This window comes from Mesorhizobium sp. M1406, from assembly GCF_040317555.1.
In the GTDB taxonomy this organism is placed as follows: Bacteria; Pseudomonadota; Alphaproteobacteria; order Rhizobiales; family Rhizobiaceae; genus Mesorhizobium.
In genome coordinates this window covers 1-21,447 of sequence record NZ_JAMYKW010000044.1, presented here as the reverse complement: position 1 = coordinate 21,447, position 21,447 = coordinate 1, and the positions used below count along the sequence as shown (strand labels likewise).

At 63.4% G+C, this 21,447-nt stretch carries 15 protein-coding genes and 1 pseudogene; 12 read left to right on the top strand and 4 right to left on the bottom strand.

The window, feature by feature from the left end:
• Window positions 1-11: 11 nt before the first annotated feature.
• The 3 genes from NKH03_RS26075 to NKH03_RS26065 are packed head-to-tail and all read left to right on the top strand — an operon-like array spanning window position 12 to window position 2,901.
• Window positions 12-1,184: a glycosyltransferase family 4 protein gene (locus tag NKH03_RS26075; RefSeq protein ID WP_352971463.1), complete on the top strand. Its 1,173-nt coding sequence runs from the start codon at window positions 12-14 to the stop codon at window positions 1,182-1,184.
• A complete protein-coding gene (locus tag NKH03_RS26070) occupies window positions 1,181-1,975 on the top strand; it encodes a WecB/TagA/CpsF family glycosyltransferase (RefSeq protein WP_352971461.1) in 795 nt (264 codons plus the stop codon). The genes NKH03_RS26075 and NKH03_RS26070 overlap by 4 nt, the downstream gene beginning before the upstream one ends.
• Complete coding sequence (locus NKH03_RS26065; protein ID WP_352971459.1) at window positions 1,972-2,901, top strand: DUF6492 family protein; 930 nt, start codon at window positions 1,972-1,974, stop codon at window positions 2,899-2,901. Before NKH03_RS26070 ends, NKH03_RS26065 begins: the two co-directional genes overlap by 4 nt.
• Before the next feature lie 25 nt (window positions 2,902-2,926).
• Here the strand turns inward: NKH03_RS26065 and NKH03_RS26060 are convergent, their stop codons facing one another.
• Window positions 2,927-4,222, bottom strand: coding sequence for a lipopolysaccharide biosynthesis protein (locus tag NKH03_RS26060; protein ID WP_352971457.1), 1,296 nt, complete (start codon window positions 4,220-4,222; stop codon window positions 2,927-2,929).
• A 588-nt stretch (window positions 4,223-4,810) separates the two neighbouring features.
• On the opposite strand from NKH03_RS26060, the gene NKH03_RS26055 reads away from it, so the two are divergent.
• The 8 genes from NKH03_RS26055 (at window position 4,811) to NKH03_RS26020 (ending at window position 16,410) form a co-directional block, all read left to right on the top strand.
• Window positions 4,811-5,308, top strand: coding sequence for a Csu type fimbrial protein (locus tag NKH03_RS26055; RefSeq protein WP_352971456.1), 498 nt, complete (start codon window positions 4,811-4,813; stop codon window positions 5,306-5,308).
• Window positions 5,309-5,329: 21 nt separating this feature from the next.
• Entirely contained in the window at window positions 5,330-6,049 is a 720-nt protein-coding gene (locus NKH03_RS26050) for a fimbrial biogenesis chaperone (protein WP_352971454.1), read from the top strand.
• Window positions 6,021-8,441 (top strand): fimbria/pilus outer membrane usher protein, encoded by a 2,421-nt coding sequence (locus NKH03_RS26045; RefSeq protein ID WP_352971452.1) that lies wholly within the window; start codon window positions 6,021-6,023, stop codon window positions 8,439-8,441. The genes NKH03_RS26050 and NKH03_RS26045 overlap by 29 nt, the downstream gene beginning before the upstream one ends.
• A gap of 14 nt (window positions 8,442-8,455) precedes the next feature.
• Window positions 8,456-9,397: a Csu type fimbrial protein gene (locus NKH03_RS26040; protein WP_352971449.1), complete on the top strand. Its 942-nt coding sequence runs from the start codon at window positions 8,456-8,458 to the stop codon at window positions 9,395-9,397.
• 319 nt (window positions 9,398-9,716) lie between these two features.
• On the top strand, window positions 9,717-12,269 hold the full coding sequence (locus NKH03_RS26035) for a GumC family protein (RefSeq protein ID WP_352971448.1): 2,553 nt from the start codon (window positions 9,717-9,719) through the stop codon (window positions 12,267-12,269).
• 180 nt (window positions 12,270-12,449) lie between these two features.
• Window positions 12,450-13,349 (top strand): bifunctional methylenetetrahydrofolate dehydrogenase/methenyltetrahydrofolate cyclohydrolase FolD, encoded by a 900-nt coding sequence (gene folD, locus NKH03_RS26030; RefSeq protein ID WP_352971446.1) that lies wholly within the window; start codon window positions 12,450-12,452, stop codon window positions 13,347-13,349.
• A gap of 56 nt (window positions 13,350-13,405) precedes the next feature.
• On the top strand, window positions 13,406-14,368 hold the full coding sequence (locus NKH03_RS26025; protein ID WP_013530232.1) for a GlxA family transcriptional regulator: 963 nt from the start codon (window positions 13,406-13,408) through the stop codon (window positions 14,366-14,368).
• A 377-nt stretch (window positions 14,369-14,745) separates the two neighbouring features.
• The gene (locus tag NKH03_RS26020; RefSeq protein ID WP_352971444.1) at window positions 14,746-16,410 is read left to right on the top strand and encodes a vWA domain-containing protein; all 1,665 of its coding nucleotides are present in this window, start codon (window positions 14,746-14,748) and stop codon (window positions 16,408-16,410) included.
• A gap of 83 nt (window positions 16,411-16,493) precedes the next feature.
• On the opposite strand, the gene edd is transcribed toward NKH03_RS26020, so the two are convergent.
• The 3 genes from edd to zwf all read right to left on the bottom strand — a co-directional run bounded on the left by edd (window position 16,494) and on the right by zwf (window position 20,556).
• Window positions 16,494-18,317, bottom strand: coding sequence for a phosphogluconate dehydratase (gene edd, locus NKH03_RS26015; protein WP_352971442.1), 1,824 nt, complete (start codon window positions 18,315-18,317; stop codon window positions 16,494-16,496).
• A 71-nt stretch (window positions 18,318-18,388) separates the two neighbouring features.
• A complete protein-coding gene (gene pgl / locus NKH03_RS26010) occupies window positions 18,389-19,105 on the bottom strand; it encodes a 6-phosphogluconolactonase (protein WP_352971440.1) in 717 nt (238 codons plus the stop codon).
• A complete protein-coding gene (zwf, locus tag NKH03_RS26005; RefSeq protein ID WP_352882741.1) occupies window positions 19,087-20,556 on the bottom strand; it encodes a glucose-6-phosphate dehydrogenase in 1,470 nt (489 codons plus the stop codon). The genes pgl and zwf overlap by 19 nt, the downstream gene beginning before the upstream one ends.
• Before the next feature lie 315 nt (window positions 20,557-20,871).
• Here zwf and NKH03_RS26000 point away from each other — a divergent pair.
• Window positions 20,872-21,360: pseudogene (locus tag NKH03_RS26000) on the top strand (SDR family NAD(P)-dependent oxidoreductase); the annotation flags it as partial.
• Window positions 21,361-21,447 lie beyond the last annotated feature (87 nt).

The window sequence follows — 21,447 nt, the reverse complement described above, 5'->3', positions numbered from 1 at the left end:
GGATAGGTGAGATGCATCTGCTGTTCGCCACATCGATCGTGCCCGACGGCGCTCTCGCCTCGGGCTACGAGATCGCCAACGCCGCGATCATCGCCGCCTTGCGGCGCGCTGGCGCGCGAGTCACGGTCATCGGCTTCACCTGGCCGGGGAAACCCGCGGCCGATCCCGACAACACCATGGTGCTGGGTGCGATCGACGTGCGCACGGACAATGCCTCCGCACGGCAAAAGCTGGCCTGGGTCGGCAAGGCACTGCTTTCGGGCCTCACCTTCGCGTCGGCCAAGTTGCGCGCCGTGTCCGACGGCGCTGTTCTCGCCGCCATCGAGAGCGCCGGTCCGGTTGACGGCTATGTCTTGAATTCCGTGCAGTTCGCCGGCGCCTTCGAAAAACTGTTCGCTGACCGGCCTTCGATCTTCGTCGCCCACAATGTCGAGCATCTATCGGCGCGGGAGAACGCCGCTGCCGCCGGCGGCCCCTTTCAGCGCCAGTTGTTTCGCCGTGAGGCGAGGTTGCTCAAGATTGTGGAAGAGCGCCTCTGTCGCCGTGCGCGTTTCGTCTTCACGCTCGCCGAGGAAGACCGCGCGGCACTCGGTGTCGCCTCCGACGACCGCTCGGCGGTGCTGCCTTTGGTGACCGGCGTCGAGGCACCGACCCGGAAAGGGTCACGTCACATCGACTGCGATGCGGCGCTGATCGGCACCTGGACCTGGCAGCCGAACCGCATCGGCCTCGACTGGTTCCTGGGCAAGGTGGTGCCGCATCTTCGGCGCGACTTCCGCATCCGCATCGCCGGCAGCATGCCCGCGGGCGTCACGTCGAAGCATCCGGGTGTCGAATTTGTCGGCCGCGTGCCGGACGCACAGGCCTTCGTGCGTAGCGCTGCCGTCATCCCGCTGATCAGCACCGCGGGCAGCGGCGTCCAGTTGAAGACCATCGAAACCTTCGAGCTCGGCCTGCCGTCCGTCGCCACCAGCCGCTCGCTGCGCGGCATCGACCATCGCCCGTCCAATTGCGTCGTCACCGACGATCCCGCCGCCTTCGCCAGGGCTCTCGAAGCCGCGGCGGCCGACGTCCGCGACGTCGACGGCAGCACATTCCGGCGTTCGCAGGTCAAGGCGCTCGACACCGCCATCCGGCTCGGCCTCGAAAAGCTCGGGCCCGTCAGGCAGGAGGCGTTTGCATGAACATGCATGCCGCCCGCGCCGCGTTCGGGCTCGACACGCTGAAGACGATCCTCGGCATTCCGGTGGTTGCGATCCGCTGGAACGATGCCATCGTCCTGCTGAACCGGCTGGTCGCCGAGCGGCGCTTCACCAAGGTCAGTTTCCTCAACGCCCACAACGCCAACATCGCCTATACCGATCCGGTCTTCGCCGAGGCGCTCGATGATTTCCTCATCCTGCCCGACGGCATCGGTGTCGATCTGGCGGCGAGACTTCTCTACGGGGCGCCGTTCCCGGACAATCTCAACGGCACCGATTTCGTCCCCGCCTTCCTGCAGGCCTCGACGACGCCGCTGACGGTCGGGCTGCTCGGCGCGACGCGCGTCAACGCCGAAGCGGCGTCGGTCAAGCTTGCGGCACTGGCCGTGCAGCACCGCTTCGTGGTCATCCATGACGGCTATTTCTCGGCTGCCCAGCAGACGGAAATCGTCGACCGGATAGCCGCGCTGCGGCCCGACGTGCTGCTCGTCGCCATGGGTGTGCCGCGCCAGGAATTGTGGATCGAACGCCACATCGACGCACGCCACTGCACGCTGCCGATCGCCGTCGGCGCGCTGCTCGATTTCCTGAGCGGCTCGGTGCCCCGGGCGCCCTTGTGGATGCGCCGGCTGCGGCTCGAATGGCTGTTCCGGCTGGCTGTCGAACCGGGCCGCCTGTGGCGCCGCTATGTGGTCGGCAATCCCCTGTTCCTGCTGCGCGTCGTCAGGCAGAGATTCTCGCGTGCACCCGAAGCTGCGGGAGACATCCGTTGAACAGCAGGTTCGTTCCAGGTGCCGCTGTCGAGCCAAGCCCGCTTCGGCGGATGCCGACGGCGGCACTAGTGACGGCAAGCTACGCGCCCGATTTCGAGCGCTGCCGCCTGTTGTGCGAGACACTCGATCGCCACGTTTCCGGCGCGGCGCACCACTATATCCTGGTCGAACATCGCGATGTCAGGCTGTTTCGCCAACTGGAAACCGGCCGGCGTACCATCGTCGACGAGCGGGAATTGCTGCCGCGCTGGCTGCACGCCTTCGACGACCCGCTCAGCCTGTTTCGTCGCCGCATTTGGCTCAGCCTGAAGACCCAGCCGCTGCGCGGCTGGCATGTGCAGCAGCTGCGCCGCATCGCGATATCGGCGCACGCATCCGAGGATGTGCTGATCTTCTGCGATTCCGATGTCGCTTTCCTCAAACCTTTCGACTGCGGCACTTTCTGGCATGACGGCAAGGCGCGGCTGTTCCGCCGCGACGGTGCGCTGGCGCACGAAGGTCATGAAGAGCATCGCATTTGGTCGCGCAACGCGGGTGCGGCGCTTGGCATCGACCCATCCCGGACATCGAACCACGACTACATCTCGACGCTGATTGCCTGGCGGCGCGACACCGTGCTGGCCATGTGCGGCCAGATCGAGAAGGTCCATGGCCGAAACTGGGTCGAGGTCGTCGGCTCGGCGCGCAAATTCTCCGAATGCATGATCTACGGCCGCTACGTCGACGATCTGCTGGAGGGCGCCGGCCACTTCCACGGTTCGGAAGAGTTCTGCCGGGTGCACTGGACCGGCGAGGCGCTATCGGACGACGAGTTCCGCAACTTCGTCGCCGCCATGGCGCCGGAGCAGGTGGCGATCGGCATGCAGTCCTTTATCGGCACCGATATCGGCCGCATCCGCCGTTTGATCGGGCTTAACGAAGCATGATCACGAAAAACGGGAACCGGAAGTCTTAGACCGGCTTTGCTGGCTTGCGCATCGCCGAATAGGTGAGCAGCGTCGAGGCGAGGTACAGAAGCAGGAAGACGACATTGAGCGACAGCACCAGGTTCGGCGTGTCGAGGATGGTCGTCAGCACATAGGTCAGCAACAGCGCCTTCAGTGCGGCAAGCAGGCCGAGATTGAGCGCCCGCACCAAGGTCTGGCCGCGTGCAAACAAAAGCTCGGCCTGGTATTCGACCAGATTGCGCAACCCCGGCACGCAGATCGCCAGCAGCACCAGCGGCGCGGCCTCGGCGACATTCTTGCCAAGCGCATTGGGGAAGAAGTGCAGCACGATGCCGAGCGCCAGCAGCGCCAGCGTCGAGACCGCGAACACGCCGCCTTCGATGCCGCTCTTGACCGCCAGCCGTGACAGCATTTCCGGCGCGCGCATCATGCGCTGCACCAGCATCATCGAGAAGGTTCGGATCGGAATGGCGGTCAAGTCGACCAGCCGCATGATGATGGCGTAGATACCGGCCAGATGCGGGCCGCCGATCGCCAGAACCAGCAGCTTGTCGAACTCCATCTGCAGGTAGAACAGCACTTCTGCACCGGCGACATAGATGGAATCGGCCAGCCGCCGGAGATACGGCTCGATGCGCAGCCGCAGCCGCTGTCGCGGATAGAACCAGCCGAACGCCAGTATCAGGGACGCGGCGTTGGCGCCGATATAAAACCACGACCATATCCAGACGCTGTGTTGCGCGGAGAACATGAACAGCACCGCGCCGAGCGCCCGCAGCGCCGTCGCCAGGATGGCCAGCACCGCGGCGCGGCCGAATTTGCCCAGACCGTTGTTGACGATCAGCGCCACCTCCACCGGCCGCCACAACAGCGCTTCGGCAAAGACGATTGCCGCAAACACCGCCAGCGGCACGGTGCTGGCGAAGAAGATCAGATAGACGCCGAACGAGGCCGCGGCCAGCAGCGGCAACGACAGCAGGCCGAGCAGCAGGAAGCCGGCGGTGAAGGTGCCGATCAGATTGGGGCGGATAGTGGCGGTGCGGTAGAGTGCCGAGATGAAACCGAAGGCGAGGATGCGCGACAGCATGACGCCGGCCGCCGACGCCGTGGCGAACATGCCGAACTCGGAAATGGACAGCGTGTTGGCCAGCGCGATGAAATAGGCGAGTGAAAACACCAGTCGCCCACCGGCGCCGCTGATCGCCGAGAAATAGTCGCGAAGCAGCCCCCGTCGTTCGGCCAAAAAGCTGCCGATCCGGGCGAGGGGCCGCCTTTGCGGTATGTCACTGGCCTGCGTCATGTCTCAAACAGAGCCTAGGCCGGAAAGCTTAACGTGCCGTTCTGGAGCTTAAGGCTGTGTTGAAAATAGAGGTTGGCAGAGAGAGAAACCGCTCCTCAGCGTGGCAAGCGGCGGGCTTTTTGCCGGTCTATCCGCGCCTGCTGATTCGGCAAAATCGGATTCGGACTTGATTGGCCCGGCGGTGAAGATTATCCGTCGCGTTTCTCCTCGTACTTCCGGTCGAGGATCCAAAGCGCGATCTCCCAAGGCTCGGGCGCGCGGGTACCATTGACCACGCATTGTCCCGCCCTTCAGCTTGATTAGACCAATCGGTTCATAGGCTGGTTCGACGCCTCCGTTGCGGCGCATCCAACGCTAGCAGCGCGGAATCAAGTTCCCAATTTCTGCCTTGAAAGTTTCACTGCTAATAATTTAGGTATTGCTAATGCAAAGGAGGTCAAAAAGTCGGCGTTTCAATAAGCGGTTGTATTGAAAAGCCCTTCCGATATGCTTTGACCAACGCTTGGTCATCACGTTGGGGGGCACCCGCGACAGGTGAAAGGGGCGTAGTGGCATGCGTTAAGGGCACTCTGAAGAAGGGAACCGTGCATGCTTAGGAGATCTCTCGCATCGAGTATTGCGGCGCTTGCCGCGATCGTGCCGCCGGGCCCGGCGTTCGCCGCGACGGCGACCGGCAACATGACCGTTCGCATCACCATCCAGGCCGAATGCAAAGTTCAGACCGCCAGCGATCTGGATTTCGGCACGAGGGGCGTCATCGATGCCAATGTCGATCTGACCAGCACGATAGGCGTGCAATGCACGAGCGGACAGACCTACAATGTCGGCTTGAGTGCCGGTGGCGGAGCCGGCGCAACTGTTACCGCTCGCAAAATGACCGGCCCGGCGGCGGCGACAATCAATTACGCGCTTTACCGTGACACTGCCCGCACACAGAACTGGGGTATCACTGTCGGCACGGACACAGTCTCGGGAACCGGCAACGGTAGTGTCCAGAACCTTACCGTCTATGGGCGGGTGCCGCCGCAATCCACACCGGCGGCCGGCGTTTATACCGACACCGTCGCGATCACCGTTACCTACTGACAACAGCGAAGCGAGAACGACATGCGAACCATGCTTTCAAGCATTGGCGCGGCGGCCCTTGTTCTGCTGTGCGCCGGATTTTCACAAGCCGCCTCGCTGAGGGTAGCCCCGACCAATCTCGAACTGATTGCACCAGACAGTGCTGCGGTTCTCAACCTCCACAATGACGCGAAGCGGCCGATCAACGTACAAGTCCGCGTCTTCAGATGGACGCAGGTGGATGGCGTTGAACGGCTGGAGCCGACGTCGGACGTGGTGGTCAGCCCGCCTTCAACCAAACTCGGCCCCGACGCCGACTACGTGGTCCGGGTCCTGCGGGTCGGCAAGGCGCCGGTTCGAACCGAGGAAAGCTATCGCGTCGTTGTCGACGAATTGCCGGACCCTTCGCGCCGACAGGCCGGGACCGTGACCCTGGTCCTGCGGTATTCGATCCCGGTCTTCTTCCGCAGTCCCGACGCTTCGACGCCGAACGTGTCGTTCAGTCTTTCGCGCGCCGGCGGTGGACTGATCCTCAAGGCACGCAACGACGGTGATAGCCGACTGAGACTGTCAAACATCACTCTGAACCAGGGAGGTAAAAAACTAGCGAGCCGGAGCGGACTTGTTGGCTACGTTTTGGGTGGGGCATCAATGCAATGGCCGATCGGCAGCGGCAAATCGCTGTCCGGAAGCTCCGTGACGCTTAAGGCGCAGAGCGATTTTGGACCATTCGATGCCACAGTCGCCGTTCAGGGTCGCTAGCACGGCGGCTGCCGGCGTTCTTGTGATTTGCTCTTCGTCGCAGGTGAACTCGCAAGAGATTCCGGACGCACCGGCACAAGACATTTCCAATTCGGCTCGGCCCGCTGGGCGCGATCTCTATTTGGAAGTGTTCATCAACGACATTTCATCTAAGATGATCGGCAACTTCAAGGAACTGCCGGATGGCGGCCTTGCGGCCGCCCCAGGGGAACTGCAGGAGGTCGGCCTCAAACCACGCGAGGAGGCGATCGGCGCCGATGGCCTCGCCAGGCTTGATCGGTTGCCGGGCATCTCCTTTCGCGTCGATGAGACGGCGCAGCGGCTTTATGTCACCACCACCAATGACGGTCGCGCCGCCCGCACGATCGATGTCGGCCCGGCGGAAAAGCAGGATCGCCTGAAGCCGCAATCGGACTACGGGGCCGTCCTCAACTATTCCCTCTTTGCAAGCTCCAACACGCTGTTCGATGATAACGTCGAGTTGTTTCAGGGCGTCTCCGGCGCCTTCGATGCACGCGCCTTCAGCCCGTACGGAACGCTGGCCCAGTCATTCATCACCGGTTATTCCGACGGCGAGCTCCAGGACTTCACCCGGCTGAACACCACCTGGAGTTATTCGGACCCTGACCGCATGGTCACCTACAGGGCGGGAGATTTCGTTTCCGGTGGCCTGTCATGGACCCGACCTGTTTATCTCGGCGGCATCCAGGCACAGCGCAATTTTTCCCTTCGTTCGGATTTGGTCACCCTTCCACTCCCCTCGTTTGAAGGCACGGCAGCCGTGCCTTCGACCCTAGAGGTCTATACCCAGAATGTACGCACCTACGCTGGCGACGTGGCGGCAGGGCCATTCCAGGTCATCAACGTGCCGGTGTTCACGGGAGCCGGAGAGGCACGCGTGGTGCTGCGAGACAGTCTTGGAAGGGAAACCACGGCAACGCTTCCGTTCTACGCATCCAGTATGCTCCTGCGACAGGGCCTGCTTGATTTTTCGGCCGAGGCCGGACTTCCGCGCCGAAATTTCGGCGTCGAATCCAACGACTACGACCAGCGCGTCATGGGCGTCGCCACCGCCCGCTACGGGCTTACCAACTGGCTGACGCTCGAGGGCCATTTCGAGGGCGGTCAAGAGCTGCTCAACGGGGGATTGGGTGTTGCCTTTCCGCTCGGACCGTATGGCGCTGCTTCGGTTGCGGTTGCGGGAAGCCACCACGACGGAGACACCGGCTCGTTGGTGAACGCGTCGCTGGAACTCACCTACGAGGGATGGTCGCTGTACGGCAGGGTTCAAAGGGCGTTCGGAGACTATGAGGACATCGCCTCGGTGACGGCCGAACCAGAATTCTCGGGACCGGATGGTCTTCCGATCTTCAGTCCCGACGTTCCGCGCGCGATCGATCAGGTAACGCTGAGCGTGCCGATGCCGCTCGATCTGTCGAGTCTCAACCTTTCCTACACCCACCTGGAGGATGCCGAAGGCGAGCAGAGCCAGATTGTCGGGCTCTCCTACAGCCAGCAGATATTCAAGCGGAGCACGCTCTACGCTACGGCGTTCACTGATCTTGAGGATCGCAAAAGTTTTGGTGTTTTTGCCGGCGTTTCGATCCCCTTCGGCGAAGGTATCACCGCCTCCACGGGAGTAGAGCAGGGCCCCAATGGTGTGAACGTCGTGGCCGACGTCGCCAAGGCAGAGCGGCTTGAGAACGGAAGCATCGGCTGGCGTGCGCGGACATCGGAAGGAGACGTTCCCAACCGCTCGGCGGCGGTCAGCTATCGCGCTCCGTTCGCGCGCTTCGAGGCCGGCGTCCAGCAGTATGATCACGATGTTCGGGCGACGGCGCGGATGGATGGCGCAATCGCGGTGGCCGGCGGCGGCGTATTCGCAGCCAACCGGATCGACGACGCCTTTGCCGTCGTGGATGTTGGCACGCCGGGAGTGGAGGTTGAACGTCAGAACAGACCTGTCGGCAAGACCGACCGTCGTGGCCGTATTCTGGTGCCTGATCTCAATTCCTACGAACTGAACACGATTTCGATCGATCCGAAGAATCTGCCGGTTGATGCCGATGTTCCGGCCACCAGGGAAACGGTCGTGCCCGCCGACCGTAGCGGCGTGGTTGTGAAATTCGGAGTCTCGGAAACGCCGCGGGCCGCGCTGGTTACCATTGCGGACAAGGACGGTGCGCCATTGCAAGCCGGCCTTTCCGGCAAGCTTGAGGGCAGCTCTGAAGACTTCTTCGTCGGTTATGACGGCCAAGCCTACATTCGCGGGCTGAGGGCGCACAACGCAATCGTCATCGATCTGAGTGACGGAAAGACCTGTCGCGCCGAGTTTCCTTACAAGCCAGTGCCGGGAAAACAGGTCGTGATCAACGATCTGAAATGCTTGTGAGACAAGGATCAAACATGCTTCGTGCCGTCGGTTTTGTGCTCTTCTTGTTGTTGCCCTCGCTGTCTTTTGCGCAAAGTTGCAGTTTCAGCAGTTCCAACCTGAATTTCGGGAGCGTCGACACCCTATCTGGCAGCCAGACTAACTCAACAGCTTCGATCAGCGTAGACTGCACCGGGATTGGCCTGCAGCGCATCCTGCTCTGTCCCAATCTCGCTGAGGGCAGCGGCGGAGCAACGTCCGCTGCGGCGCGTCAGATGCTGAGCGGAGCCAATCCACTCAACTATCAGATCTATTCGGATTCGACGCGCAGCGTTATCTGGGGTTCGTACAGCTGGCCCTATGCCGCCCGTTCGCCGGCCTATGCCCTGACGCTGAACGCTCTTGGATCAGGATCGGGGGCAATTACCATCTACGGCGCTGTTCTGGGCGGACAGTCGACGGCTGTTCCCGGAAGCTATCTTTCGACGTTTTCCGGTGCGAACACACCGTTTCGTTATCGCTATAGTCTCGGCAGTGACTGTACGACGTCGGCGGGCACCGCAACCACCACCAATTTTACGGTGAACGCGTCCGTGGCAGCGAACTGTCTCGTCACGGTCCAGAACATCGACTTCGGCGCCAAAGGGGTGCTAAGCGCCGATGTCGACGCCACCGGCGGGGTTTCCGTCACCTGTACCTCGGGGACGGCCTACACCGTATCCCTCAACGGTGGCACCACAAATTCGGCCCCGACGGCGCGCAAAATGTCGAAGGGTGCCGAGACCGTTACCTATGGCCTCTACAAGGACGCGGCACGCTCGCAACCATGGGGCGATGCGGCGACGCCCGGAAGCACGGTGCCCGGTACCGGAAACGGTCTGGTCCAAGCATTGACGGTGTATGGCCGGGTGCCGCCGCAGACTACGCCCTCGGCCGGCGTCTATACGGATACGGTGGTCGTGACGATCACATACTGATCGTTGGTTGCATGACGGCACGCCAAGATATCCAATTTTACTCACGCCCGCCTTCTGGGAAGAGAATACGCCAGCCGACCTCTGACTTCGCAGCGGGACAGCATTCTGGGTGGCCTGGCTTAACGGCCCCTTAACCATACCAGTGCCAAGTTCCAAACCAACGAGTCCATGGCCAAACGAACTGCCCAGTTCGCCTATTTCTGCCCATTTGACGCCAAAAGAAGTTCCCACTTCGCGGAATTCTGGGCTTGTAAGTTTAGCGTGGGCTAACGAATGGCCAATCGCCGTTCGCAGGTCGCCAAGGGTAAAGTTCCGGACGATGGTCGACAGGGAAAACCGCGAAGACTGGAAGCGCGAGCGCTCGTTGCTGGCGCTAGGCCAGGCTGTGCGCGGCGACGAACCCGACGCGTCCCTGGTCTCGATCGGGGACCGGGCAGACCCGTCATGGCGCGAGGATGCCGCCACGCGTCATCGTCTCGCCCGTTCACAACGCGAAACGCGGACGAACCTGAAGCTGTCGGATCCGGCCGCAACGGACGGGTATCAGGCTGGCTATGAGACGGCCTCGTCGGCGAACCCTGCGCAAACCACGCCACCGACACAGTCTACCGAAACCGCGGGCGCCTATCGCCCCGATCCTGCATCCGGACCTTATCGCTCAGGCGACGCGCCGGCATCCCACGACGAAGGCGCCGACAGCCAGCGGTGGAAGCCGCTGATCGATCCGATGCAGGTCGTCCGTGGTGTTGGCAAGTCGAAGGCGCTGATCGTGACGACGACGATACTGGGTGCCGCGCTCGGCATTGCCATCGCTCTGTCGACGCCGAAGAAATACGAAGCCACCACCGAACTGATCGTCGATCCGCGCGACCTGAAGCTCACCGATCGCGACCTCACCCAGTCGGTCGTCGCTTCCGACGCGACGCTGGCCATCGTCGAAAACCAGGTCCGGGTGCTGACATCAGGCACTGTTCTCAACAAGGTCGTCGACAAGCTCAATCTCGTCAACGACCCGGAATTCAATGGGCAGGGCGGCGGCCTCGGCGTCATGTCGCTCATCCGCTCCATCCTGTCACGCAATGACGGGCCAGGTGGTGTCGACGACACCCGTCGCCGGGCGCTTGCCGTCGGCAATCTGGCCGAGAGCCTTTCGGTGGAACGCGGTGGCAAGACCTTCGTCATCACCGTCAGCGCCACCACGCAGAATGGCGAGAAATCGGCACTGATCGCCAACACGATGACGGATGTCTTCCTGCAGACTTTCGGCCAGATCCAGTCGGATACCGCAGGCCGCGCCACCGACGAACTGACGGCAAGACTGGACGAACTGCGCAAGGGCGTCGAGGCGGCCGAGCGAAAGGTCGAGGATTTCAGGGCCTCGCACGACCTTGTCGACGCGCAGGGCCACCTCATCAGCGAGGATGAGATGATGAAGCTCAACGAGCAGCTGGCGGTTGCCCGCGCCCGCACGCTTGAACTCAACGCCCGGGCCGCTTCGGCGCGTTCGGTCGACGTCAACTCTGTTCTCACCGGCACCTTGCCGGAGGAGATCAACTCCAACACGATGAGCGATCTGCGTTCGCAATATGCGTCGCTCAAGCAGGAGGCTGATCGCGCCGCCATCCGGTTCGGCCCGCGCCACCCCGAACTCCAGGCGCTCAATGCCCAGCTTGCCGGTGCACGCGACCGCATCGCCGCGGAGCTGCGCCGCATCGGCTCGTCGCTGCAGGTCGACCTCAAGCGCGCGGTCCAGCTCGAACAGGATCTCGCCTCTCGTCTGGCGCAGCTGAAGGTTCGCAGCGGCGACGTCAACGGCGATCTGGTGTCGATGCGCGAACTGGAGCGCGAGGCTACCGCCAAGCGCTCCGTCTACGAACAGTATCTGCTGCGCGCCAAGGAGACCGGCGAGCAGAAGGACATCAACACCGCCAACATCAACGTGATCTCGAAGGCCTTCGCGCCGCTCGAGGCGAACGGGCCGTCGCGGGTCGTGGTGGCGCTTGCCGGCCTGTTGCTGGGCTTTGCCTCCGGCATTGGCCTCGGCGCCATGCGTGGCGCCTATGAGAGCCTGCGCGACACCGCCAATTCGCGATCGCGCCGCGACCGCAGCATGGACGAACGTCGGACGCCCTACGAGGACAAGCCATATCGGGCAGCGCTCCCGCCTGCGCCGCAACCACCAGCGCCGCAAGCGTCGGCACCTCCGCCTGCGCCGCCACCGCCGGCTGCACCACCGCCTGTCCAGCAGGCCGGGATCACGCCAGACGAAGGCCCCGGCAGGGTCAGCGCGCTGCTGTCGAGGCTGCGCAAGGCCGTGTCCCGCAAGCCGTCCCCGGAAGAGCCCTTCGATACCGAGTGGGTCTCCGATGAAAACGGGAAGCCAACGCAAGATCCGGCGTACTCCCCCTATCCCCAGTCGGCGCCGGCCTTTACGCCTCGGCAGCAGGTCGCGGCGGCCTACCCGCCGCCGCCGCCCTTCCAGTCCGGTAATCCTGTTCCCTATGCCCAGCAGATGGCGCAGCCGCCTCAGCCTGCGCACATGGTGCCGCCGCGAGCGTATTCGGGCCCGCAACTCTATCCCTACGCGCAGCCTTTGGCCTACACGCAGCAGCCTGGCTATCAGCAGTCCATGTCGGCCCCCAATGCCGGGCAGCTGCCCTATCCGCCTCAGCCTGCTTCCGCGCTCTATCCGCAACATCCCACCTCGCCGCAGCAGGAGACCCAGCCTCGCGAGCCATCTGTGGAGGCACGGCAGGCCGAGCAGGACGTCGAACCGCAAGCGCCAATCGAGGAAATCCGCGCCAGCCTGCGCGAATTCCGCGAAGCGGTCCGCGAACTCACCGAGAGCCGCGCGCGCCGCCGGTACTTCTGAGCCACAAAATTCTTCGCCGTGTCGTACAAAAGCATGCCGGTTTCGCGTAAACGGCATGGGACGGCGCTTTGGCGGGATTGCGTGTTGGAATTTTCGTGAAGATGCCACGCTGTGAAAGATCAGAAAGCGCGCCGCTTCCGGAAGCGACGCGCTTGGGCATTTTGGTGTTGAGGGTGGTCCATGGCCGAAGTGATTGATGGTAAGAGCGTTGCCGAAGACGTTGTGCGGACGGTCAAGACGCTGACGGCCGAGCTTGTCGCCAAAGGCAAGGCCAAGCCCGGTCTTGCCGTGGTCATCGTCGGCGAGGATCCGGCCAGCCAGGTCTATGTCGCCTCCAAATCGCGCACCGCCAAGGAATGCGGCTTTCATTCCGTGCAGCACACGCTGCCGGCCGAAACCTCCGAACCGGAATTGCTGAACATCATCGGCGACCTCAACGCCGATCCGGCCATCAACGGCATCCTGGTGCAGCTTCCGCTGCCTGCCCATATCGACGCCGGCAAGATCATCCAGACCATCGCGCCGGAAAAGGATGTCGACGGCTTCCATTTCATCAATGTCGGCAAGCTCGGCACCGGTGAACTCGAGACTGCCTTTGTGCCCTGCACGCCGGCCGGCTCGATGCTTCTGATCGAGCGGGTGCGCGGCAAGGATTTGTCCGGCCTCAATGCCGTCGTCGTCGGCCGCTCCAACATCGTCGGCAAGCCCATGGCCAACCTCTTGCTTGCGGCCAACTGCACCGTCACAGTCGCCCACAGCCGCACCAAAGACCTGCCGGCACTTGCCCGCACCGCAGACATTCTTGTCGCCGCCGTCGGCCGGCCGGAGATGATCAGGGGCGATTGGGTGAAGCCCGGCGCCACCGTCATCGATGTCGGCATCAATCGCATTCCCGCACCCGAGAAGGGCGAGGGCAAGTCGCGCCTCGTCGGCGACGTCGCCTATGCCGAAGCGGCCAAGGCCGCCGGCGCGATCACGCCGGTGCCCGGCGGCGTCGGGCCGATGACCATTGCCATGCTGATGGCCAATACGTTAGCCTCGGCCTACCTTGCGGCCGGATTGAAACGGCCGTCCTTCTGACCCGCCAGAAAGCCGCAACTTTGCCGAACCCCAGTGTTCCCTCAGAACGGCCGGTCATGACTGATCCCGTTCAAGGCGGCCGGCAGTTCGCATTCCTGCTGGTCGACAAGTTCTCCATGTTCTCGCTGGCCGCGGCGATCGATACGTTCCGGTCGGCGAACCGGTTGCTCGGCCGCGACTTCTACGGCTGGACCACGGTGTCGGCCGACGGCGATCCGGTGATGGCCTCCAATGGCCTGCCGCTCAAGATCGACTACGCCGTCGCCGACCTGCCGCCGGTCGATATCCTCTTCGTCTCGGTCGGGCTGACGACGGAATTTCCCGGCAAGAGCAAGGTGCTGGCGGCGCTGCGCAGCTGGGGCCGGCGCGGCAACGCGCTGGGTGCCTTGTCGGTCGGCTCCTACCTGCTTGCCGAGGCCGGCCAGCTCGAAGGCTATCGCTGCACCATCCATTGGGAAAACCGCGCCGGCTTCGTCGAGCGCTTCCCCGACATCAACTGCACGGGCAATGTCTTCGAGATCGATCGCAAGCGCTACACCTGCGCCGGCGGCACCACCTCGATCGACCTGATGCTGGAGATCGTGCGCGGCGATTTCGGCTCGAATCTCGCCAATGGCGTCGCCAACCAGTTCCAGCACGAACGCATCCGCTCGGCCGGCGACCGCCAGCGTGTCGGTCCGGAACGCGACCTGACCGGCAAGTCGGAGAAGCTTAGGCGCATTGTCGAACTGATGGCCGACCACCTCGACGAGCCGCTGTCGGCGGTGCAGCTGGCAAAATCCGCCGGCCTGTCGGTGCGCCAGGTGGAGCGCCTGTTCCTGCGCCATCTCAGCGTCACGCCCGGCCGTTATTATATGCGGCTGCGGCTGGAACGGGCGCGCGAACTGCTGCGCCAGACCAACATGCCGATCCTCGACGTGGCGATCGCGACCGGCTTCACCTCGCATTCTTACTTTGCCCAGAGCTACCGGCTGCAATTCGGCAGGCCGCCCTCGGAAGAGCGCCGCACGACCTACTGAGCGGTTTTCGCTTCCGTTGAAAAGTTTGGCATTCGGCCCCGGCGCACCGGGCCAGGGCAACGAACTCGGGTTAACGGGTTCCTTCGCAGCTTCGCGGGCGCATTGGCTGACGGAGCATCAAACGAAAAACCCGCCTGTGCGGCGGGTCACTGGCGCAAATCAGCACCATGGACGATCATGTACCATAGCTGAGGTCACGGAATCAAGAAAAAATTCCTATCCGGCACAAAAGCTGCCAACACCGCCGAACTGGCTGTCGTCAGGTCCTTTGTCAACCTGAGTTCGGAGCCCTTAACGCATAGGCGCGCGGGCTTGTGTCCCGGCGCGGCGTCAAATAGCTTTGCCGCCCGGATCAGGGCGGATTTGAGGAGATATCGATGGCGGGACTTGCACGGAGCGTCGCTGCGGCGATGCTCCTTTTGTCGATGACGACATTCGGCTTTGCCGCGAACAAGGTCATCGTCATTCTCGATGCTTCCGGCTCGATGTGGGCGCAGATCGACGGCAAGCCCAAGCTCGAAATCGCCCGCGAGTCGCTGCGAACCGTGCTTCAATCGGTCCCCACCGACGACGAAATCGGCTTCATGGCCTATGGCCATCGCGAAAAGGGCAGCTGCGACGACATCCAGTTGATCGTGCCGCCACAGGCAGGTTCGGCAAGTGCCATTTCGGCCGCCGCCGACAGCCTGAAATTCCTCGGCAAGACGCCACTGACCTCTGCCGTCAAGCAAGCAGCCGAGGCGTTGAAATACACCGAGGACAAGGCCACCGTCGTGCTGATCACCGATGGTCTCGAAACATGCGGTGGCGACCCCTGCGCGCTTGGCAAGGAGCTTGAGGCGTCCGGCGTCGACTTCACCGCCGATGTCGTCGGCTTCGGCCTCACCGCCGACGAAGGCAAGCAGATCGCCTGCCTCGCCGACAACACCGGCGGCAAATACATCCAGGCCTCCGACGAGAAGGCGTTGCAGGAGGCGCTTGTCGAGACCGTGGCGGCACCAGCGCCGGCACCCGCTCCAGAACCGGCTCCCGCTCCTGCGCCCGCACCGGAGCCGGCCAAGCCTGAATTCAATTTCCAGCCGACGGTGGTGATGGCCGAAGGTGGCGAGCCTATCACCGACGGCAACGCCTGGGAGATCTACAAGGCGGACGCCGACGGCTCGCGTGGCGGTTCCGTCACCACGGAATATGGCACCTACAATGGCAATCTCGAACCGGGCGACTACATCGTCGTCGCACGCGACGACGAGGCCAAGGTGGAGCAGAAGGTCAAGATCGAGGCCGGTCAGGTCTACAAGCCGCTGTTCACCTTGAACGCGGGCACCATGCTCATTCATCCGCGGCCGAGCCAGGGCGCCGACATCAGTGACGCGGCCAGCCTCAATTTCGCCTATCCGGGCGGCAGCACCACCCACTATGGCGACACCAAAATCATCGTGCCGGCGGGCGAACAGAAGGTCACGGTCCAGATTGGCGCCGGCAGCGTCACCGAAACCATCCAGCTCGCCGCCGGGCAGAAGATCGAGAAGGACGTCATCGTTGGTGTCGGCCATGTCATGCTCAACGCCTTCTATATCGCCGGCGGTGACAAGGCCGACAGTTCCGGCCTCGGTTTCGAGATCGTCAAGGCGAAGAAGAAAATCGATGGCACGCGTGACAGTGTCGAGCATTCCTATGGACCGGACAGCAAGTTCTGGCTGCCGCCGGACGACTATGTCGCGGTCACCACACTTGACCTCGCGGTCGTCGAGCAGCCGTTCAGCATCAAGGTCGGTGATGTCATGGATATCAAGGTGCCGCTCGATGCCGGCGTCCTGGCCATGTCGGCCCCCGGTGCCTACTCGATCGAGATCCTGTCACCGAAAAAGGACATTGAGGGCAAGCGCAAGGCGCTTGGCCTGAACTACGGCGATACCTGGCAGCAGACCGTTCCGGCCGGCGACTATGTGGTTGTCCGACACATGTCCGACGCGGGGCATGAGAAGGAAATGCCGGTGACGGTCAAGGCCGGCGAACGGAGCGAAATCACCGTTACGCCGTGACCGCCATTTGACCGGCAGCAAAAAGGCCGGCCATGAGCCGAGGCCATGAGCCGCCCTTTTTCATGGACAGGATGATGATTCCGTCAAGCCGTGCCGAAGGCGCTGGCGCCATGGTCGGCGCGGCCGACCAATTGCCGGAAGCCGGCAAACAGCTCACGGCCGAAACCGAATTCATTGCCGATCAGGTCGGCATCGGCCGTCCGGCGCAATGCGAAGTCGCCGGCCGGCACCAGCACCTCGAGTGTCCCGGCCTCGGCGTCGAGCCGGATGATGTCGCCTTCGTGGATCCTGGCGATCGGCCCGTCCTCGACTGCTTCCGGCGTCACATGGATCGCCGCCGGCACCTTGCCGGAGGCGCCAGACATGCGCCCGTCGGTGACCAGCGCCACGCGCTGGCCGCGATCCTGCAGGATGCCGAGCACGGTAGTCAGCTTGTGCAGTTCCGGCATGCCGTTGGCCTTCGGCCCCTGGAAGCGGATGACGGCGATGAAATCGCCGGTCAGCGTGCCGGTCTTAAACGCCTCGTTCAGCCCTTGCTGGCTGTCGAAAACCTTGGCCGGCGCCTCGATGATGCGCCGCTCCGGCTTCACCGCGGAAGTCTTGATGACGGCGTGGCCGAGATTGCCCGACAGCACTTTAAGACCGCCGGTCGCCTGGAACGCCTTGCTGAACGGCGCCAGCACTTTCTCGTCGCCGCTTGTCCGCGGCGAAGCTTCGCGCACGACGCTGCCGTCGCCACCGAGTTTTGCTTCGACCGCATAGGGCCGCAGGCCTTCGCCCCATACCGTCTGCACATCCTCGTGCAGGATGCCTTCGTCGAGCAGTTCGCGGATCAGGAAGCCGAGCCCGCCTGCGGCGTGGAAATGGTTCACGTCGGCGAGACCGTTGGGATAGACCCGCGCCAGCAGCGGCACCGCTTCCGAAAGGTCGGAAATATCCTGCCAGGTGATGGCGATGCCGGCCGCCGCCGCCATGGCGATCAGGTGGATGGTGTGATTGGTCGAGCCGCCGGTGGCATGCAGGCCGACGACACCGTTGACGATCGAGCGCTCGTCGATCATCCGGCCGACCGGCGTATAGGCGTTGCCGAGCGCGGTGATCGCCAGTGCCCGCTTCGTCGCCTCGCGCGTCAAGGCCTCGCGCAGCGGCGTGCCTGGATTGACGAAGGAAGCGCCCGGCGTGTGCAGGCCCATGATCTCCATCAGCATCTGGTTGGAATTCGCCGTGCCGTAGAAGGTGCAGGTGCCCGGCCCATGGTAGGACTTGGACTCGGCCTCCAGCAATTCGGCGCGTCCGGCCTTGCCCTCGGCATAGAGCTGGCGGACCTTGGCCTTTTCATCGTTCGGCAGGCCGGTGGTCATCGGCCCGGCCGGAATGAACACCGCCGGCAGATGGCCGAAGGTGAGGGCGGCGATCACCAGCCCCGGCACGATCTTGTCGCAGACGCCGAGATAGACGGCGGCGTCGAACATGTTGTGCGACAGGCCGATCGCCGCGGCCATGGCGATGACGTCGCGCGAAAACAGCGACAGCTCCATGCCGGGCTGGCCTTGCGTCACGCCATCGCACATAGCCGGCACGCCGCCGGCCACCTGCGCGATGCCGCCGGCCTCGCGTGCCGCGTCCTTGATCAGCGCCGGAAAAGTCTCGAAGGGCTGATGCGCCGACAGCATGTCGTTGTAGGAGGTGATGATGCCGAGGTTCGGCACCTTGTCGGCGCCCAGCGCCAGTTTTTCCGAGGGGCTGCACACCGCAAAGCCGTGGGCGAGATTGCCGCACGACAGCACGGCCCGGTTGGCGGTGCGGTTCGACGCCTCGGCTATGCGGCTAAGATAGCGCTCCCGGCCTGGCTTTGAACGCTCGCGGATGCGCTCGGTGATGGCTTCGATGTCGCGTCTGGCGGTCATGGTGTCGGTCCTTTCAGGCGAGGTCCCGGAACACAATCCGGCTGTCCGCCGGGACCCTCAGTATGTTCAAATCAGGGCGCCCAGAAAATCTCCACGGGCTTATGCGCGGCGTCGAGCACGGCGCGGATTGGTTTCCGCGGTCCGGGTGCAACCGCGCCGTCGAAGGCGGTGCGCTTGTCCTCGCCTTCAATGTGCACCGCGATGAAGCCGGCATCGACGATGCGCGCCAGAGACAGGGTCAGCCGCGGCTCTCCCGCACTCAACGCATGAACCGGCAGCACGATCCTGTCGCAGGACGGATCGAGCAATTTTTCCAGGTCGTCGGCATCGGGAAAGAACGAGGCGGTGTGGCCGTCCGGCCCCATGCCGAGCACGACGACGTCGAGCGGCCAGGGCAATGACTGGAGCGCCGCATTGTCGGAGGAAGCCGCATCCTCGATGCTGGTGGCCTCGTGATAGAGCGGCACGAAGCGCGCCACCTTGGCCGCGTTCTGCAAGAGATTGGCGGCCACCAGCCCGGCGTTGGAACGTGGCGAGGAGGCCGGCACGAAGCGCTCGTCGACCAGCGTCACGATCACCTTGTCCCAGGCAATCGGTATCGCCGAAAGAGCGGCGAAGAATTTTGCCGGCGTGGTGCCGCCGGAGACGGCGAGCAGCCCCGTGCCGCGCTCGGCGATTGCCTTGGTCAGGCGGCCGGCGACATGACCGGCAAGGGCGGCCGCCAATTCCTGGCGCCCGGCGAAGCCGTTCCAGCTGTAAGCGGCGCTGTTCAATTGCTCTCGTGCCATGTCCGCCCGTCACGTTCGATCAGTGCGATGGAGGCCGAGGGTCCCCAGGTGCCTGCCGTATAGCCCTGCGCCTCTTGTCTGGCGCTTTCCCAGGCGTTCTGGATCGGGTCGATCCACTTCCACGCCGCCTCGACTTCGTCGCGGCGCATGAACAGGGTCTGGTTGCCACGGATGACATCCATGATCAGCCGCTCGTAGGCGTCCGGCGCGCGGCCATCGAAGGATTGCGCGAAGCTCATGTCGAGCGAGATCTGGCGCAGCCGCATGCCGCCCGGACCCGGATCCTTGATCATGATGAACTGCTTGACGCCTTCGTCCGGCTGCAGCCGGATGACCAGCTGGTTGGCGAAGATCGGACCGGCGCTGTCGCCGAAGATCGAATGCGGGATCGGCTTGAATTCGATGACGATTTCCGAAACCCGGGTTGCCAGCCGCTTGCCGGTCCTGAGGTAGAACGGAACGCCTGCCCAGCGCCAGGTGCCGATCTCGGCCTTGATGGCGACGAAGGTCTCGGTGTTGCTGTCGTGGGAAAGCTCCTCGACATAGCCCTTTACAGCTCCGCCGGCCGAGGCACCGGCGCGGTACTGCCCACGCACGGTCTGCTTCGGCGCCTCGTTGCCGTTGATGCGCTTCAGCGCCCGCAGCACCTTCAGCTTCTCGTCGCGCACCGCGTCGGCGTCCATCGACGACGGCGCTTCCATGGCGACGAGGCACAGCAGCTGCAGCATATGGTTCTGCACCATGTCGCGCAGCGCGCCGGCCTTGTCGTAATAGGTGACGCGGTCTTCCAGTCCCACGGTCTCGGCCACGGTGATCTGCACGTGGTCGATATGGGCGGAGTTCCACAGCGGCTCGTAGAGCGCGTTGGCAAAGCGCAGCGCCATCAGGTTCTGCACCGTCTCCTTGCCGAGATAGTGATCGATGCGGAAGATCTGGCTTTCGTGGAAATCGTCGCCGACCAGATCGTTGAGCGCTCGCGCCGAGGCAAGGTCGCGGCCGATCGGCTTCTCCAGCACGATGCGGGAGTTCGGCGTGACCAGATTGTACTCTTTCAGCTTGTGCGAGATATCCCCGAACAGCGCCGGCGCCACCGCCAGGTAGAAGGCACGGATGCGGTCGCTGTCGCCTATCGCCTTCTTCAGTTTGTCGAATCCGGCGCCGGTCGTTGCATCGGCCGAGACATAGGATAGCCTCGCCAGGAAGGTCTTCAGTTCCTTGGCGTCGATATCGGCCGGTTTGACGTGCTCGGAGATCGCTTGGCTGGCGAAGGCCTGGAATTCCTCGTCGCTCATTTTCGAGCGCGACGTGCCGATGATGCGCGTCGGCTCGGAGAACTGATGGTCGCGCTGGCGATAGTAGAGCGACGGCAGAAGCTTGCGCTCGGACAGATCGCCGGTGCCGCCGAAAATGATGAAGTCGAAAGGGTCGACGGGGATGATCTGGCTGGTCATGGTCTGTCCGCTCTGACGCCGGTCGCTGTGACGCGGCTGATATAATCTAATCGATTTAAATTTTCCAGTGCCATGGTGTCACATCTGGGTGTATGCGCCTGCCCCTTGACAGTCCGATGACCTGGAGGCTTGTCGACAGGCGCGGCTCCGGAAGCCTTCGCAGTTGCAGCATAGAGCGGGATCGAGGCGAAAGCCAAAGGAGAAATCGGCGATGGCCGCACATCTTTCAGCCATGCTGTTCAGTAGCCGCGGCATTGCGTGGATGTGCATTATTGGCGTGCCGGTCGATCGTCACCAATCATGAGCGGGAAAAACATGCGTCTGGAAAACAAGGTTGCTGTCATCACCGGTGCTGCGTCGGGGTTTGGCGAGGGCATCGCCAGGCGCTTTGCCGAGGAGGGCGCCAGGGTCGTCGTCGCCGATCTCAATGCCAAGGGGGCGGAGCGCGTCGCCGGCGAGATCGGTGAAGCGGCGATCTGGACCCAGACAGATGTTTCGCTGCGCTCCGAATTCGACGAGATGGTCTATGCCGCCAAAAGCGCCTTCGGCCGCATTGACATCATGGTCAACAATGCCGGCTACACCCACCGTAACGGCGACATGCTCGATGTCGACGAGGAAACCTTCGACCTGATCACATCAGTCAACATGAAGGCGATCTATCACGCGGCGCTTGCCGTGGTGCCGATCATGGAGCGACAAGGCGGCGGCGTCATCCTGACCACGGCCTCCACCGCGGGTCTGCGGCCGCGGCCCGGCCTCACTTGGTACAATGCGTCGAAGGGCTGGGCGATCACCGCCACTAACCCGAATATCTCACAGAGTTGAGGTGCATCGGGGCTCCGAATCAGGGAAAATGCTTCTGCGACAAAGACTTACCCTAGGCAGAGG

Excerpts from the sequence above, each read along its gene's own strand:
- NKH03_RS26075 (WP_352971463.1), top strand. The coding sequence starts at position 12 with ATGCATCTGCTGTTCGCCACATCGATCGTGCCCGACGGCGCTCTCGCC.
- NKH03_RS26070 (WP_352971461.1), top strand. The coding sequence starts at position 1,181 with ATGAACATGCATGCCGCCCGCGCCGCGTTCGGGCTCGACACGCTGAAG.
- NKH03_RS26060 (WP_352971457.1), bottom strand. The coding sequence starts at position 4,222 with ATGACGCAGGCCAGTGACATACCGCAAAGGCGGCCCCTCGCCCGGATC.
- NKH03_RS26055 (WP_352971456.1), top strand. The coding sequence starts at position 4,811 with ATGCTTAGGAGATCTCTCGCATCGAGTATTGCGGCGCTTGCCGCGATC.
- NKH03_RS26050 (WP_352971454.1), top strand. The coding sequence starts at position 5,330 with ATGCGAACCATGCTTTCAAGCATTGGCGCGGCGGCCCTTGTTCTGCTG.
- NKH03_RS26045 (WP_352971452.1), top strand. The coding sequence starts at position 6,021 with ATGCCACAGTCGCCGTTCAGGGTCGCTAGCACGGCGGCTGCCGGCGTT.
- NKH03_RS26040 (WP_352971449.1), top strand. The coding sequence starts at position 8,456 with ATGCTTCGTGCCGTCGGTTTTGTGCTCTTCTTGTTGTTGCCCTCGCTG.
- NKH03_RS26035 (WP_352971448.1), top strand. The coding sequence starts at position 9,717 with ATGGTCGACAGGGAAAACCGCGAAGACTGGAAGCGCGAGCGCTCGTTG.
- folD (WP_352971446.1), top strand. The coding sequence starts at position 12,450 with ATGGCCGAAGTGATTGATGGTAAGAGCGTTGCCGAAGACGTTGTGCGG.
- NKH03_RS26025 (WP_013530232.1), top strand. The coding sequence starts at position 13,406 with ATGACTGATCCCGTTCAAGGCGGCCGGCAGTTCGCATTCCTGCTGGTC.
- NKH03_RS26020 (WP_352971444.1), top strand. The coding sequence starts at position 14,746 with ATGGCGGGACTTGCACGGAGCGTCGCTGCGGCGATGCTCCTTTTGTCG.
- edd (WP_352971442.1), bottom strand. The coding sequence starts at position 18,317 with ATGACCGCCAGACGCGACATCGAAGCCATCACCGAGCGCATCCGCGAG.
- pgl (WP_352971440.1), bottom strand. The coding sequence starts at position 19,105 with ATGGCACGAGAGCAATTGAACAGCGCCGCTTACAGCTGGAACGGCTTC.
- zwf (WP_352882741.1), bottom strand. The coding sequence starts at position 20,556 with ATGACCAGCCAGATCATCCCCGTCGACCCTTTCGACTTCATCATTTTC.